Origin of the sequence: Bacillus pseudomycoides DSM 12442 (assembly GCF_000161455.1) — a bacterium.
GTDB classification, from domain to species: domain Bacteria; phylum Bacillota; class Bacilli; order Bacillales; family Bacillaceae_G; genus Bacillus_A; species Bacillus_A pseudomycoides.
Window position 1 is genome coordinate 979,768 of record NZ_CM000745.1, and the last position, 15,312, is coordinate 995,079.

Annotated in this window: 12 protein-coding genes and 4 pseudogenes; 11 read left to right on the plus strand and 5 right to left on the minus strand. The window is 35.7% G+C overall.

The genetic code is table 11. The annotated features are described in order from the left end of the window. The first annotated feature begins 91 nt into the window (after window positions 1-91). From BPMYX0001_RS04865 to BPMYX0001_RS04875, 4 genes and pseudogenes are all read left to right on the plus strand, one after another. Window positions 92-664 (plus strand): TetR/AcrR family transcriptional regulator, encoded by a 573-nt coding sequence (locus BPMYX0001_RS04865; protein ID WP_018766595.1) that lies wholly within the window; start codon window positions 92-94, stop codon window positions 662-664. Window positions 665-1,072: 408 nt separating this feature from the next. Further along, a complete protein-coding gene (locus tag BPMYX0001_RS04870) occupies window positions 1,073-3,841 on the plus strand; it encodes a YhgE/Pip domain-containing protein (RefSeq protein WP_006093880.1) in 2,769 nt (922 codons plus the stop codon). Window positions 3,842-3,861: 20 nt separating this feature from the next. Further along, a pseudogene (locus tag BPMYX0001_RS30255) lies at window positions 3,862-3,993 on the plus strand (DUF2087 domain-containing protein); the annotation flags it as partial. Window positions 3,994-4,133: 140 nt separating this feature from the next. After that, window positions 4,134-4,556 (plus strand): YfmQ family protein, encoded by a 423-nt coding sequence (locus BPMYX0001_RS04875; RefSeq protein ID WP_018766587.1) that lies wholly within the window; start codon window positions 4,134-4,136, stop codon window positions 4,554-4,556. A 195-nt stretch (window positions 4,557-4,751) separates the two neighbouring features. Here the strand turns inward: BPMYX0001_RS04875 and BPMYX0001_RS04880 are convergent, their stop codons facing one another. Continuing rightward, window positions 4,752-5,276 carry a DinB family protein gene (locus BPMYX0001_RS04880; protein ID WP_006093882.1) on the minus strand — a complete coding sequence of 175 codons (525 nt, stop codon included), beginning with the start codon at window positions 5,274-5,276 and terminating at the stop codon, window positions 4,752-4,754. A gap of 94 nt (window positions 5,277-5,370) precedes the next feature. Further along, on the minus strand, window positions 5,371-6,312 hold the full coding sequence (locus BPMYX0001_RS04885) for a helix-turn-helix transcriptional regulator (RefSeq protein WP_006093883.1): 942 nt from the start codon (window positions 6,310-6,312) through the stop codon (window positions 5,371-5,373). 197 nt (window positions 6,313-6,509) lie between these two features. Here BPMYX0001_RS04885 and BPMYX0001_RS04890 point away from each other — a divergent pair, with 197 nt between their 5' ends. Then, window positions 6,510-7,523 carry a LacI family DNA-binding transcriptional regulator gene (locus BPMYX0001_RS04890; protein ID WP_016113707.1) on the plus strand — a complete coding sequence of 338 codons (1,014 nt, stop codon included), beginning with the start codon at window positions 6,510-6,512 and terminating at the stop codon, window positions 7,521-7,523. 40 nt (window positions 7,524-7,563) lie between these two features. On the opposite strand, the gene yhfH is transcribed toward BPMYX0001_RS04890, so the two are convergent. Next, window positions 7,564-7,692, minus strand: coding sequence for a protein YhfH (gene yhfH / locus BPMYX0001_RS30260; RefSeq protein ID WP_000567010.1), 129 nt, complete (start codon window positions 7,690-7,692; stop codon window positions 7,564-7,566). 200 nt (window positions 7,693-7,892) lie between these two features. Here yhfH and BPMYX0001_RS04895 point away from each other — a divergent pair, with 200 nt between their 5' ends. The 3 genes and pseudogenes from BPMYX0001_RS04895 (at window position 7,893) to BPMYX0001_RS29260 (ending at window position 11,361) form a co-directional block, all read left to right on the plus strand. Beyond that, window positions 7,893-8,627, plus strand: a complete 735-nt coding sequence (locus tag BPMYX0001_RS04895) for an MBL fold metallo-hydrolase (RefSeq protein ID WP_006093885.1) — start codon at window positions 7,893-7,895, stop codon at window positions 8,625-8,627. An 11-nt stretch (window positions 8,628-8,638) separates the two neighbouring features. After that, window positions 8,639-9,628, plus strand: a complete 990-nt coding sequence (gene lplA / locus BPMYX0001_RS04900; protein WP_029427577.1) for a lipoate--protein ligase — start codon at window positions 8,639-8,641, stop codon at window positions 9,626-9,628. 201 nt (window positions 9,629-9,829) lie between these two features. After that, a pseudogene (locus BPMYX0001_RS29260) lies at window positions 9,830-11,361 on the plus strand (fatty acid--CoA ligase family protein). 84 nt (window positions 11,362-11,445) lie between these two features. Here BPMYX0001_RS29260 and BPMYX0001_RS04910 read toward each other — a convergent pair. Next, window positions 11,446-11,973 (minus strand): isochorismatase family protein, encoded by a 528-nt coding sequence (locus BPMYX0001_RS04910; protein WP_033798710.1) that lies wholly within the window; start codon window positions 11,971-11,973, stop codon window positions 11,446-11,448. A gap of 303 nt (window positions 11,974-12,276) precedes the next feature. Between BPMYX0001_RS04910 and BPMYX0001_RS04915 the strand changes: the two genes are divergently transcribed. Next, window positions 12,277-13,386 (plus strand): metallophosphoesterase, encoded by a 1,110-nt coding sequence (locus tag BPMYX0001_RS04915; protein ID WP_033798711.1) that lies wholly within the window; start codon window positions 12,277-12,279, stop codon window positions 13,384-13,386. A 45-nt stretch (window positions 13,387-13,431) separates the two neighbouring features. On the opposite strand, the pseudogene BPMYX0001_RS04920 reads toward BPMYX0001_RS04915, so the two are convergent. Next, a pseudogene (locus BPMYX0001_RS04920) lies at window positions 13,432-13,587 on the minus strand (anti sigma factor C-terminal domain-containing protein); the annotation flags it as partial. 134 nt (window positions 13,588-13,721) lie between these two features. Between BPMYX0001_RS04920 and BPMYX0001_RS04925 the strand changes: the two are divergent. Further along, window positions 13,722-14,630, plus strand: coding sequence for an AraC family transcriptional regulator (locus tag BPMYX0001_RS04925; protein WP_006093890.1), 909 nt, complete (start codon window positions 13,722-13,724; stop codon window positions 14,628-14,630). Window positions 14,631-14,802: 172 nt separating this feature from the next. Further along, window positions 14,803-14,997 (plus strand): annotated as a pseudogene (locus BPMYX0001_RS04930) (SAM-dependent methyltransferase); the annotation flags it as partial. Between the last annotated feature and the right edge of the window lie 315 nt (window positions 14,998-15,312).

Below are 15,312 nucleotides of genomic sequence, written 5' to 3' on the forward strand. Positions count from 1 at the left end.
AGAGAACTTGTAAACAATGGAAAACCGTGATAATATCAAAAATGTACTAATTGACCGGATTATCCAATTGGTCATTTTTGGAGGTGAAGATGTGGCTGTCGATCGAAAACGTTCTATTATTGAAGCTGCAACAAAATCTTTCTCAGCATTTGGTTATAAGGCGACAACAATGGATCAAGTCGCAAAATTAGCGAATGTAGGGAAAGGAACAATTTATACTTTTTTCAAAAATAAAGAAGAATTATTTGGCGAAATTATTTCTAATTTAATTACTGAAATGAAGCAAGTTGCAAAAGAAGCAATTCGTCCAGATGTTTCATTTTTTGAAAATGTACATAGAGCATTATATAACATCTTAGAATTTAGAAAAGAACATCAGCTCATGATTAAACTGATTCAAGAAGAGCGAGATATGGGAACAAAAGAAGTACAAGATGTTATGCAACAAGTAGATGTTGAAATTGTATCTGTTATTCAATCTTATTTAGAAATTGCGATTGAAAAAGGTGAAATTAGTAAGTGTGATCCAGAAATTACCGCGTTTATCATGCTTCGGTTATATGTATCACTTATTTTCGATTGGGAAAAGAATCATGAACCATTAGAAAAGGAAAGAATTGCAGAATTATTTGAACTTTATTTGTTAAAGGGATTGTCAAACTAAGATAATCCTTTTATTATAGTTAAAAATGACCAATTGAACAAATCGGTCATAAGTCCAAAAGGGGGAAGTAGAGAAAAAATCAGATTACGTATGTAAGGCTGTGAAAAGATAATTTTTGAATACGTTCACGTTGACCAAATGAATTTAATAGTCATTCAAAATAAAAAGGTGCATAGAGTATAGAGATAAGGTGAAACGTTAATCAGTAGGTGCGCTTCATCCCCGGCTAATTATTAACGCTCACTAATCGGTCTTTTATGGAAAGTTGATTCCACGGAGGTCTTACTGTCCGCAAATAGCGGGATAAAAGTTAGGGTTAGGTAATATGTAGAACAGGATGTAACCTTTTTATTTACTCTAAAATGACTGATTGAACATTTCGGTCATAAACGAAGAGGAGGAAAACGAATGAGAGGATTTACGTTGCTTGGTAAGGAATTTACGGAAATTATAAAAAGCAAAAAAATCTTAATACCTATTATTGCTGTTTTATTTGTACCCATTTTATATGCTGGTATGTTTTTATTGGCCTTTTGGGATCCGTATGAACAGTTAGACGATTTACCAGTTGCGGTAGTTAATTTGGATAAGGGCGCAGTATTTGACGGAAAACCAATTGAGGTTGGTAAAGGGCTAGTAGATAAGTTAAAAGATAAAAAAAGCTTTAAATGGGAGTTTGTTAGTGAAAAAACAGCAAGAGAGGGAATGGAAAATCGAAAATATTATATGTTAGTTCGGATTCCAGAAAATTTCTCAGACAATGCGACAACGCTGTTAAAAGAAAATCCAAGACCATTAAACTTAGAATATATTCCAAACGAAAGCTTGAACTTCTTATCTTCACAAATCGGCGGAACAGCTATTGAAAAAATTAAAGGTGAAGTATCTAATACGTTAACAAAAACGTATGCAGAGAAAATGTTTGATTCTATAAAAGATGTTTCCAAAGGGTTTACTGATGCAAAAGATGGAGCAAATAAGCTGCATGATGGGGCTGGGGAGTTGCAGGATGGTTCTGGCAAGGTAACAGATGGTTTGCATACGCTGCAAGGGAAGTCTGGTGAGATGACAGCTGGTATTCATAAATTGCTAGATGGTTCAGGGAAAGTAATGAATGGTTTAAATACGTTAAATGGAAAAACTGGTGAAATGCAGAGTGGAATTGGAAAATTACTAGATGGATCTGGTCAAGTAACAAACGGTTTAAATACGTTAATCAGTAAGTCAGGTGAAATGCAAAATGGTATTGGAGAATTGTCAAATGGTTCTTCGGAAATATATCAAAACTTACAATTGCTAGCTAGTAAGTCGTTAGTATTTAATAATGGTTTACAAAAAGCTTCTGATGGAGCTGCTAAGTTGCAAACAGGAGCGGATAAATTAGAAGCAGGTCTTGGTCAGCTTCAAGATGGTCACGGAAAGTTAGCAGCAGGCGTACAAGATATTCAAAAAGGTGCGAATGATTTAAAAGGTGGTTTACAGGAATCATTAGCTGGTGTAACCGATATGCAAAATAAATTACCAGAGCTAACACATGGATCTGAACAAATTAGTAAGGGAGCCAATGAACTGGAACAAGGTGTATCACAGTGGAAAGCAAACGCAGATAGTCTATATACTAAGGCTAGTCAGACTGCAGATGGTGCCAAACAAGTGGATGATGGTTTAGCAGTATTGAATGAAAAAATTAAAAGTTTACCTGAAGAATCTAGAAAACAATTAGAACCTGTTATGGAGGAGCTAACAGCGGGGAGTAAAAAAGTTGTAGGTGGCACAGGCGGAATTGCAGAAGGTACAAAAGGACTTGCAGGTCAAGAGGGTGCGGGGAAAATTCAAGTAGGTGCGCAAAAACTTGCTGATGGTGCAAATGACCTTCAAAATGGTCAAGTTTTACTGAAAAATGGTGTTGATAAACTAAAAGGTGGTCAACAACAGCTTGCTGAAGGAGCAAACAAATTGGCAAATGGATTGTCATATCCAAAAACTGGGTTTGTTGCTAGATTCCAAACATTCGGTGAAAAATTAGGAGAAGCGAAGAATGGTGCTAGTGAATTAGCAGGAGGAAGTAAGCAATTAAATAGTGGTATAAGCGAGTTAGCGGGTGGTAGTCCACAATTAGTTGATGGTGTTAATCAATTAACAGAAGGAGCTGGTAAATTAAACGGTGGTTTAGGTAAATTATCTACCGGTTCAGGCCAGTTAATCGATGGTGTTAATCAATTAGCAAATGGCTCTAATCAAGTAACAGGCGGACTAGGTACCTTATCGGCTGGAGCTAACCAAATGGCTGGGGGAGTAGGTCAGTTAGCGGATGGTTCCGGTCAAGTAACCAATGGCTTAGGCGCATTATCAAGTGGAGCAGGACAATTAGTTGATGGAGTAAATAAACTAGCAGATGGCTCCGGAAAAGTAACAGATGGATTAGTAAAAGTAAATGATGGATCAGGTGAACTCGCTACAAAACTCGGCGAGGGGGCTGAGAAAACAGGTAAAGTAAAAGGAACGAATAAAACATATAATATGTTTGCAGATCCTGTGAAAGTACAAACTGAGAAAATGGCAGAGGTTCCAAACTACGGAACAGGATTTACACCATATTTCTTATCTCTAGGTTTATTTGTTGGGGCACTTTTATTATCGATTGTGTATCCATTACGTGATACAGTTGGTGTTCCAAAATCAGGATTTAGCTGGTTTATTAGTAAATTTGGTGTTTTATTATCAGTGGGTATTATTCAGGCTTTAGTAGCAGATTTAGTGCTATTGCTAGGGTTAGGTGTGGAAGTACAGAGTGTTCCATATTTCATTCTGTTTAGTATTCTTACAAGCTTAGCATTTATTGCGTTAATTCAATGCTTAGTAACAGCTTTTGGAGATGCAGGACGTTTTATTGCGATTTTAACATTAATTATGCAGTTAACAACAAGCGCAGGTACATTCCCACTTGAGTTAATCCCGAAATTTTTACAACACTTTAATGCGTGGTTACCAATGACATATTCTGTATCCGGATTTAAAGCAGTTGTATCAAGTGGAGACTTCGGATTTATGTGGCAAAATGCAGGGATATTAATGATCTTTATTGTTATATTATCACTTGGAACAATTGGTTCGTTGACTTGGATGCATAAGCGACAATTTCGGAATTTAGTAGAAGAAAAATCGATAGAAGCCTAGGGGAGTGATCCTCTAGGTTTTTTATTAAACAGTATCATGAAGATTTTTGTACAATTAGAAGAGAATTCATCATTCATGGATTTATGGATCGGAATAAAAGTATGTATCATGTAAATGTCAAGGAAGCGTGGAATAAGTGGGGGGATTTATAGATTATAGAAAAACATACTAATCCTAGTATGTTTCTTTGTGTTACCAAGTTTCACATAATGTACAAAAAATAACCATTTACACTATGGTAATATTAATAATGTAATCATATTAATTTAGAACGTAATGGAGATGATACAATATGACGACATATTTTATAGTTATGTTAATTATTCTCGGTGGTCTTAAAATAATAGTGACGTGCCTTCCAAGCTCTGTTGTGAAGTCGCTTTCCAGCAAATTTGAATTGCATCCAAAACTTAGTGATGCGGCTGTCACTGTAACCATCGACGGAAAGCAATTAGAAGGTAAAGATAAAATTCAAATTATTGATCAATTTAATGAAGCGATATTTTTAGAGAAATATTATTTTCCGCCACAGAGCAGTGGGACTCCAGTAGTTATTAATACGAAAAAAGGAAAAACCGATGTTCGTTTTTCTGTGTACAGTTACGACGATCACGTTGATGTAATCAAACAATACAAGAAAAAAGTAGTCGGGTATAGTCTGCGTTCCAAAGGCCTTCAAAACCGTTCTATGTTAGTAACTGAGGACTTAGCCTAAAAGGATTGGTACTGTCTGTTAATGCGGGATAAATCAGGTTAAATTAATTTGAAAATAATCTTTAAGTAAGTGTACTAGTTTACTTCTGTTCCAGATCAAAAAGAGGATTCCTAAAATATAGGGAATCCTTTTTCTTATTCACCAGGAGTTCTTTTAAATTAATAAGTAACTATATCTCTAGTAATAAAGTATCACTTATTTTAGAATAATATGCTGCTCCAGCCTTTCCTTCTGATGAAGGTGGTGAGAGAAATGCATATAAATCAATTGAAACCACTCTACAGCATTTAAGTACCCAAGTCCTGGATGTGCCACTTTATAATTGGCTAGAATTGAAGGGAGTTGTGGCTTAATCCCTTTCATTTTCTCAATGATCTGTAACAATGCTTGTTTAATTTCCTCTTTATCTGTAAGATTTTCAGGCGTGTATCCTGGGCGATCAGGTATTTTTATTTGTACTGGAGGGAAAGCACCCATTGCATATATTTTTTCACCCATTTCTGTTTTCTTACCATCTATAGTTGCAGAATCAGTTGTACACTTTGCAATGGCATCTAATTGCATATTTGAAGCTGTAAGTAAGTGATTATACATTTGTCCAAGAGACCATTCGTCTTCGGAAGGTTTTCTTCTCAATTGTTCAAGGGAGTATTTCTCTAATTCTTTTATGTAATACATTGCTACACTTTCAAATTTCTCTAAAATGACATTTGGATTCATAGGATTAGCTCCTTTTCTTTTATAAAATGTGGTTCTTAAGGATCACTATAAACGAGTGATGTTGACACCATTATGTCAGCAGTGAAAGAAAAAATTACATTTGTAGCATTTTCTTTGCTTCTTCTCGAAGTTTCTCAGAAAGAATAGTCGGTTCTAGCACTTTTACTTGGCTTCCCCAGCTCAATACCCATGGAAATACTTCATCTATACTTCTTGATGTTAGAAGCACATGAAAGCCATCATCTTTTTGTTCATAGGAATCTATAAAAAAGTAGCGAGACTCAATAATTTTGTGTGCAATATGGGATGGAAATAATAAATGAATGATAATGGTTCGATTATTTTCAGGTTGATAGTCTGGTAAATAAAAGTTCTCCGGTTTAGTAAAGAACGTTTGCTCTTGCTGTAAGTTGTCCATGCGATTCAAACGGAAATGACGTATTTGTTGCCGAAGTAGACAATGGGCAACAATGTACCAAATCCCTGAAATATTGACTAAACCATAAGGATTTACCGTACGTTTATTTTGTTCACTTTGATTCAGTTTACGATAAGAAAAAGAAACACATTGTTGTTCCTGAATAGATTCTTGTAATAGAAGAAGTTGTTTCTCTAGTTGTTCTTGAGCAAATGTTTGATGAGAGAAAGTACCGGAGAGGAAACGAAAAGTTCCTCTTAACTCCTTGACCTTCTTTTGCTGTTCAGAAGGGAGGATTGCTTCTAATTTTTCTTTAGCAGATTTTGCATGTGTAGAAAAAGCTGAGTCGAGATTTTGTTCGACATAATCACTTCCTAATAGAAGAGTTACTGCCTCTTCTGGTTTGAATTGAATGGGCGGCAAGAAATAACCATCCATTAAAGAATAACCTTGTCCAGGCATTGAAAAGATTGGGACACCTGATTCACTGAGTGCTTGCATATCTCTGTATATTGTTCTTTTACATATTTCAAATTTTTCAGCTAAGCTGTTAGCTGTGACGATTTGCTTTCTCTGTAATTCAATGAGAATAGAAAGTAAACAATCTGTTCGATTCATGAAATATCATCCTTCATATGTAATAAATATCCTTATTGTGAAGTTCTAAATATGAGTCAAATCTTCCTGCAAATAACAGACTTTTTTCTATGTATAATATTAATATAGTAAAATCATGCGAGCCTGTATTGCGGTTTCCAATAATATACTATATAATCTACTTAAGAAAACGTTTTCATACAAAGGGGGAGAATTTCGTGTCAACGATCGAGGACGTGGCGAAATTAGCGGGGTTATCAAGAACAACGGTTTCTCGGGTGATTAACAACCATCCGTATGTATCAGATGAGAAGAAAAAGAGAGTTCAATTGGCGATGAAGCATTTAGGATTCGTTCCTAATTCTGCAGCAAGAAGACTTCGTAAACAGAAAACAGAAACAATTGCAGTTCTTGTTCCAAGAATTACAAATCCTTTTTTCAGTAGATTTATTGAAGCAATTGAAATTGCTGCTTCCGAACATAAATATAAACTGATTATTTGTCAAACAAGATATTTACCAGAAAAAGAGATGGAATACTTACAACTGTTATCAACAAAACAAGTTGATGGTATTATCTTATGTTCACTTGAGAATCCATGGGAGAACGTGGAGCCATATTTACAACACGGTCCAATCGTGTTATGTAATGAATACATTGAAGAAGCAAATATTCCAACGGTTAAATTTGATCATGCGCAAGGGGCATACATAGCTGCGAAACATGTGCTAGAACAAGATTATCGCAACCTTATTTTTTGCCGTGGAAATGAAACAAAAGTAGTGAGCCAACAGCGAAAAATGGGCTTTTTACGTGCAATCACTGAAAAGAGCAAAGAAGTAGAAGCGATTGACTTTCTTGAAAACGCTTTCTCTTGGGAAGATGGAAAAAGAATATTCCATGAAGTATTAAAGGACAAAAAAAATCCTACCGCTATTTTGGCAGGAGGCGATGAAGTCGCAGCTGGAATTATCGCAGAAGCGAAACGCCATGGCTGGAGCATTCCTGATGATTTAGCTGTAGTTGGCTTTGATAATCAAATTTTATCACAGATTACAGAACCGGGTATTACAACGATTGAACAGCCAATTGATGAAATGGCTCATAAAGTTGTTGATTTAATGATGGATAAAATCCATACGAAAAATTATCGTAAAAAAGAATTGTATGAGTTTGAACTGGAGCTCTTGGTGAAAGGTTCAACGATGAAAAATACGATGTTACTAGCCTAGTAGACAATGTCTGCTAGGTTTTTCTTATGTTTACAAACTATTATTCTTCGTGAACGCAATCGTCACATTTATTATGATATGCTTCGTGTTGCTCATCAATTTCCTTCCCGCAGTGCGCACACGTTTTTGTTGGTAAATTTCTGAAAAATTCCATCGGTTGATCGATCATGTAAATCCCTCCATTTCCATTTCTTAGTATCATTGTATTAGTACAAAAATGAAATGTCAACAACTGTTTTATAACAAAGTGAAAAATAATGAAAAAGTTTAGGAAATGGATTATAGTTAACAATGTAGAGTGTAAGTAAAAATCTTTCTCATTAGAGGAAGAATACTGCATTTCTAGTGGTTTAGAAAGGATGGATACATATGAAAATGACTGTTGTTGGCTTTTGGGGCGGCTTTCCAGAAGTGGGAGAAGCAACGTCGGGGTATTTGTTTGAACACGATGGTTTTCGTTTACTTGTTGACTGTGGTAGTGGTGTACTAGCACAGATTCAAAAATATATAACACCATCTGATATAGATGCGGTTCTGTTGTCACATTATCATCACGATCATGTTGCGGATATTGGAGTATTGCAATATGCAAGATTAATTACAAGCATGGCAAAAGGGCAATTACCAGAACTACCGATTTATGGACATGGATTTGATGTGCAAGGATTCTCTTCCTTAACACATGCACCACACACGAAAGGGATTGTGTACAATCCGGAAGAAACATTACAGATTGGGCCGTTCTCTATTTCATTTTTAAAGACGGTGCATCCTGTTATATGCTATGCGATGCGTATTACGGTGGGAGATAAAGTTATCGTATATAGTGCTGATTCTAGCTACATTCCTGAATTTATTCCATTTACAAAAGATGCAGATTTATTTATTTGTGAGTGTAATATGTATGCACATCAGGAAGCTGCAAAAGCAGGGCATATGAATAGTACAGAAGTAGCGGATATTGCAAAGAATGCAAATGTAAAGGAATTACTGTTAACGCATCTGCCGCACACAGGAAACATATCTGATTTAGTAGAAGAAGCAAAACAAATTTTTGACGGCCGCATTACGCTTGCGCATAGCGGTTATGTTTGGAATTCATGAGGTGAGATATGATGTTATTTATTGATAATAAAGGAATTACAGATCCAACAATTAACTTAGCGATTGAAGAATACTGCGTGAAAAATTTAGATATTAATGAAACATACCTTTTGTTCTACATTAACGAACCTTCTATTATCATTGGAAAAAACCAAAACACAGTAGAAGAAATTAATGCTGATTATGTAAAAGAAAAAGGTATTCATGTCGTAAGGCGCTTGTCTGGCGGAGGCGCTGTATATCATGATTTAGGGAACTTAAACTTCAGCTTTATTACGAAAGATGATGGGGATAGTTTTCATAACTTTAAAAAGTTCACAGAGCCTGTTACGAAAGCGCTTGGAAAATTAGGTGTAAATGCAGAGCTTAGCGGTCGTAATGACATTTTAGCTGAAGGTAGAAAAATTTCAGGTAATGCGCAGTTTTCAACGAAAGGTCGTATGTTTAGTCACGGTACATTACTATTTGATTCTGAAATCGATCACGTTGTATCTGCACTCAAAGTAAAAATGGATAAGATTCAATCAAAAGGGATTAAATCAATTCGTAGCCGCGTAGCGAACATTACGGAATTTTTAAATGAAAAAATGACAACGGAAGAATTTAAACAGCTTCTTCTAGCGACGATTTTTGAAGGAGAAACAGAAATTCCAACGTATGAATTAACAGAAGAAGATTGGAAAGAAATCTATAAAATTTCTGAAGAGCGCTACCGTAATTGGGATTGGAACTACGGAAAGTCTCCTAAGTTCAACTTACAACATTCACACCGTTTCCCAGTTGGACAAGTTGATGTTCGCCTAGAGGTAACAAAAGGAACAGTAACTGAATGTAAAGTATACGGTGATTTCTTCGGCGTGGAAGATGTTCATGATATTGAAGAGTGTTTAACAGGGGTACAGTTTGATAAAGAAGCTTTTGCCGCGGCTTTAGAAGATGTAGATGTAAAACGCTACTTTGGTAATATAACAAAAGAAGATTTCTTAGCGTTATTCTTTTAACTCGTAAAAACAGTCATATTGTTCGTATGACTGTTTTTTATTTTGTTGCAAAAAAGCGCATAAAAACAAGAAATAGAGTCTCTAATTAAAAAATGAATGAATGCTCATTTATATGCAGTTAATTAAATGTTACTTGCTAGTTTAATTTTCTTTTAATATAATGTATTTAGAATTTTTAAATTTTATAAAGGTGGGGTTTGTGTGAATCTCGTTCAATCTTTAGCTGAAACAGCAAAACAGAAAGGAGAGAAACCGGCGTATATATTTATGGATCAGTCGGTCTCATATGACCAATTAAATAAAATGGTCACACAGTTTTCTAGTAATTTAGCAAAAATGGGCATTGGAAAAGGGGACAATGTTGCATTAGTTGTTGGTAATTCACCACATTTTTTAATTGGTTTATATGGAACAATGAAAGCTGGAGCAACTGTCGTTCCAATTAATCCAATTTATACAGCAGACGAAATGCATTATATTTTACAAAATGGAGATGTAAAAACAATCATCACACTCGACGTTCTTCTACCTGTTATACAATCTCTTACAACAAGACTTCCTTCTCTTGAACATATCATCATATGTGAAACCTCAGCAGATTTCAATCATACAGAAACCGAAAAAATGAAAACGTTTACTAGTCTTATAGGAACCGGTGACCTATCTTATGAAGGTCCTGAGCTAAATGAAGAAGACGTAGCTGTTATTTTGTATACGTCAGGAACAACTGGAAAGCCAAAAGGTGCTATGCTTACACATAAAAATTTATATAGTAATGCTAGCGATGTAGCATCGTATTTACAATATACTGCGGATGATCGCGTTGTTGCTGCGCTTCCAATGTTCCATGTGTTTTGTTTAACCGTTGCAGTCAATGCCCCAATTGTTAACGGTGCAACGATTTTAATGCTACCAAAGTTTAGTCCGAAAGAAGTATTTCGTATTTGTCGTACGTATGAACCGACAATATTTGCCGGTGTACCGACAATGTACAATTATTTATATTTATATGAGGAAGCAAGCGCAGACGATGTTCAGACACTTCGTCTATGTATTTCTGGCGGGGCTTCTATGCCTGTTGCTCTCCTGAAAAACTTTGAAAATCGCTTTAATGTTATTGTTTCAGAGGGATATGGATTATCAGAGGCTTCACCAGTTACTTGCTTTAATCCATTAGATCGTCCGCGTAAACCAGGTTCGATTGGAACAAATATTTGGCATGTGGAAAATAAAATTGTGAATGAGCTTGGGGAAGAAGTTTCTGTAGGCGAAGTAGGTGAATTAATTGTTCGTGGTCCAAACGTGATGAAAGGATATTATAATGCACCAGAAGACACAGCGGCAGTGCTTCGTGATGGATGGCTGTATACAGGGGACTTAGCAAGAATGGATGATGAAGGTTACTTTTATATTGTTGATCGTAAAAAGATATTGTCCTTGTAGGCGGTTATAACGTATATCCTCGTGAAGTAGAAGAAGTACTATATCAACATGAAGCGGTTGCGGAAGTTGTTGCGATTGGTGTTCCAGATGAAAACTTAGGAGAAGCAGTGCGCGCCTATGTTGTTCTGAAGAATGGTGCGGTAACAGAAGAGGAGTTAACGCATTACTGTTCTTTACATCTTGCAAAATATAAGGTGCCAAAGAGTATCGAGTTTTTGGAGGAGTTGCCGAAGAATACGACTGGTAAACTACTTAGAAGAGCGTTAAGGGAAAAGGCAGTGCAAGCATAAAACATGGATACCTGTTAGGGAAAATAAAACGAACCGTCCGTAAATAAGGATGGTTCGTTTTATTTTTATAATAGAATTCTATATTTATAATTTTATTTTACCATCAATGACAGTTAGGAATCTGTTATTCCAAATCGATTGATGATGATTAATAATATCACCCGCATCTAAAATAGCACCATCTATTGTACTATGTGTTTCTTTGAAAAGTAGATTTTTTTGATACCCTAAACTAAAGGCAGCTCTAATCGTTGTGTCGAGACAAAATTCCGTCTGTGCTCCTGCAAAAATAAGTTGTTCTATTTCATTGGTCTGTAAGTAATCTAAGAGTTCAGTTTGATAGAATGAATCCCATTTTGATTTTTGGATAATTTTATCGGTAGGGGATACGAATAAATTTTTATGAAGTTTCCAGTCATCTTTTCCTTCAAAAAGTTCGTCTTGTTCGTTTTGACTCGTATGTTGAATAAAGATAACTTGTACATTTTTTTCATGAGCTTGCTTAATTAGTTCGTTTATATTTGTAACTAATTGCTCATTGTTAAATAAATAGTTTTGAGGATAATTAAAGAAAATTTCTTGCATGTCAATGATTACTAGAGCCTGTTTCATCAAGTAGCACTTCCTTTAGTTTCTTTTTAAATATAGCAGAAGATATTAAAACTTTTCAATAAAAGAAAATGTTCCTGTCCCTGCTCAACAAAACGTATCCTAAAATGAGCAAACTTTTTTGGATAGTACGTACTACAACATTCAGCAAAAGCAAAGAGATTAGGGGGAGAGGAAGAAAATCCCAACTAATTAAAGCTTCATTTTATGAAATGATAGGGAATTGTTAGTCGTTCATGATACGTAATATTTATAGTTTGAATAGCTATCGAGTTATAATAAAAGAAAGAGAAAAGGAGGCACGCTGTGAAAATTCGTCGGTATTTTAATATAGTTACTATTTTGATTCTATATACATTACTGATGTTCTACATCGGATGGAACGGATGGGTTTGGCTTCAAACAAGTTTTGGTTGGCAATCTTGGGGATATTATGCTTTGTTAGTTGCATTATTCTCATATGCGTATGTAATCGTCCAGGTTTTCAAATTCCTTCCGTTCTTAAGGACAATTGGTTCCTATTGGTTTGCGGTAATGCAATATGCACTTATTTTGCTGCCGCTAGCTGATATAGCAGTATTTATCTTACAACTGGTAGCGGTGCCGAGAGATACAGCTATTATTTGGACAGGAATTGTTACCCTTATTATGTTTCTTTTCATATTTGGTTATGGAACATTTAATGCATATAGTCCGATTGTTCGAAAGTATGAAATTCACATACCAAAAGAAGCGAAAAGGCGGAAAACGCTTCGCATTGCGATGGCGTCTGATATGCATTTTGGCAAATTATCAGGTGTTTCTCATTTGAAAAGACTCGTGCACCATGTAAATGAAATGAAGCCCGATATTATTTTGTTGCCAGGGGATATCATTGATGACCATCCTGGAGAATTTATAAAAAAGAACATGGGACAAGTTATGAAACAAATGCAGGCGCCTCTTGGTGTGTATGGAGTACTCGGAAATCATGAATATTACGGAAGAGCCATTCCAGAATTTTTGCAAGAAATGAAGAAAATCGATATTCATATCATGTTAGATGAAGTAATCAAAATGGAAGAGGGTTTTTATCTCGTTGGAAGAAGAGATAAAACGGAGCGAGATCGTCAAAGTTTCGAAGAGTTAATGAGCACCGTAGATAAATCGCTTCCTGTTATAGCGATAGATCATCAGCCGTTTGAATTAAAACAGGCAGCGGAATCTGGCGTTGATTTATTATTATCGGGCCATACGCATAGAGGACAAATGGCACCGAATCATCTTATTACTAGAAGAATGTATGAACTGGACTGGGGATACTTACAAAAGGAAACATTTCATGCGATTGTTTCTTCTGGATTCGGATTTTGGGGTCCGCCGCTTAGACTTGGGAGCCGGTCGGAAGTTATTCATATCGATGTTACTTTTGAGTGATGTAATAATAAAACAACCATTCAACTTCGAATGGTTGTTTTCACTTTAGTGACGAGAACCACTTGGACGCTTAAACCAATTCCAAAACTCAATATCTCCAAGAGTAGCGTCGCGAACATGAGGAGAATTTTGTAATTTTACTAATTCTTTCGATGGGCCAGTAATGACAATACCGTACACTTTCACACCATGTTTTTTCAATTATCTCCCTCCTTTCACTTATAACAACGAATGTAATATGAAAAAGTTACAAATTTCTGTAAAATAAAAGCAAAAAACGTCAAGAAAAGAATTGTCTTCTCTTTTATGATAATACATAAGGCGGGTGAACAGAGATGGAAAGCTATGAAACACAAATTCAAAAAGCAATTGATTATATTGAAGAAGATGTAATGGAGAAGCAAACATTAAGTAATTTGGCTCGTATTGCAGGGTTCTCGGAGTATCATTTTCATCGCGTATTCCAAGCGCTAGTAGGCGATACTGTCATGGAGTATGTTCGTAGGAGGAGGCTAGCCCGGGCAGCTTATCGGCTTTCTCATACGGAAGAAAAAATTCTTGATATCGCATTAGAACATGGCTTTCAATCTCATGAAACGTTCATTCGAGCCTTTAAAAAGTTGTTTCAGATGACGCCAAGTAGCTACCGAAGGCAAGGAATTAAGACACCGATGTATTATAAAGCAAATGTGAAGCAGCGGAAGTTCAATCCATATTTAGGGGGAATACAAATGGAATTTCGTATTGAAAAAAAACCAGCGTTTCATGTGGCTGGATATGAGATGAAGACGTCTAGTAAAGAAGGGAAAAACCTTAAAGATATTCCGGCATTTTGGGACCGTTATTTACAAAACAATCTTGCGAGTAACATTACAAACCGTAAACATACAGATCAATATGTAGAGCTTGGAATGTGCACGGATTTTAATTTAGAAACAGGGGATTTTACGTATATTATTGGAATGGAAGTTACAAGTTTTGATGGGGTACCGACTGAACTAGCGCAGCGCACGTTCCCAGAAGCAACTTACGCTGTATTTACAACGCCTAAAGTACCGCATAAAGATATGGTATCTTCCATTCAACAAACGTGGAATGCAGTTTTCACAGAATGGTTCCCGCACTCAGGGTATGAACATGCTGGAGTTACAGAGTTTGAATTATACGATGAACGTTGTCATGAGGATAAGAGCGAGTTTGCGCAAGTTGAGATTTGGTTGCCGGTGCAGAAGAAACAACAATAAGAAGAGAAAAAGTTTCCTAGATTCTAGGAAACTTTTTTTCGTATTAAGGCTAAGATTAATCATATTAAAGAAGTTGTGTAAACGATAGCTCGGCTTCGGGCGCTGCGTCCAACGATTATGAAAAGTGACGACGGTATGGAAGTAGGGGCTGTTCATGAAGTATTCGTATGAAACGGATTGGGAAGTGTACAAACTACAAAATCTTAAAAGTGGATTAGGTTTTACAGATGAAAAGCTTAGAGATATCTTTAGAGGTTTTTTTAAAGTAGAAATACGTAGAATGAAAGAAATAAAACAATCGAATAAAGTATTTGGCGTCTCTGGACTGTGGACGGCCTTATTTACGAAGAAGCATACTGAATCGTAAAAAGAATTATGTTTTCTTAAACGAATTATATATATTTCTGTTAGCAAAGACTATGTGAATGAAGAAATCCTTCAAAAGGTTTGAAAGGCTTACATACTAATAGAATATCATTTCATTGCTATTAAGCTGAGGTGAATTTGTATCTAAATAATTAGAAAAACGCCATTTTTTTATATAAGTATGCAGAAAGTATGCAGGAAGTATGGCGTTTTTTGAACAAATTTATCGATTTCTAATAAACTAGAATTGGTTTCTCAAGAATTACAACAATATATGTTACCATATGCTTTGAAACAATTAGCTAGAAAAATTGGA

Coding starts and splice junctions, on each gene's coding strand:
- BPMYX0001_RS04870 (WP_006093880.1), top strand. CDS start 1,073: ATGAGAGGATTTACGTTGCTTGGTAAGGAATTTACGGAAATTATAAAA.
- BPMYX0001_RS04875 (WP_018766587.1), top strand. CDS start 4,134: ATGACGACATATTTTATAGTTATGTTAATTATTCTCGGTGGTCTTAAA.
- BPMYX0001_RS04880 (WP_006093882.1), bottom strand. CDS start 5,276: ATGAATCCAAATGTCATTTTAGAGAAATTTGAAAGTGTAGCAATGTAT.
- BPMYX0001_RS04885 (WP_006093883.1), bottom strand. CDS start 6,312: ATGAATCGAACAGATTGTTTACTTTCTATTCTCATTGAATTACAGAGA.
- yhfH (WP_000567010.1), bottom strand. CDS start 7,692: ATGATCGATCAACCGATGGAATTTTTCAGAAATTTACCAACAAAAACG.
- BPMYX0001_RS04895 (WP_006093885.1), top strand. CDS start 7,893: ATGAAAATGACTGTTGTTGGCTTTTGGGGCGGCTTTCCAGAAGTGGGA.
- lplA (WP_029427577.1), top strand. CDS start 8,639: ATGTTATTTATTGATAATAAAGGAATTACAGATCCAACAATTAACTTA.
- BPMYX0001_RS04910 (WP_033798710.1), bottom strand. CDS start 11,973: ATGAAACAGGCTCTAGTAATCATTGACATGCAAGAAATTTTCTTTAAT.
- BPMYX0001_RS04925 (WP_006093890.1), top strand. CDS start 13,722: ATGGAAAGCTATGAAACACAAATTCAAAAAGCAATTGATTATATTGAA.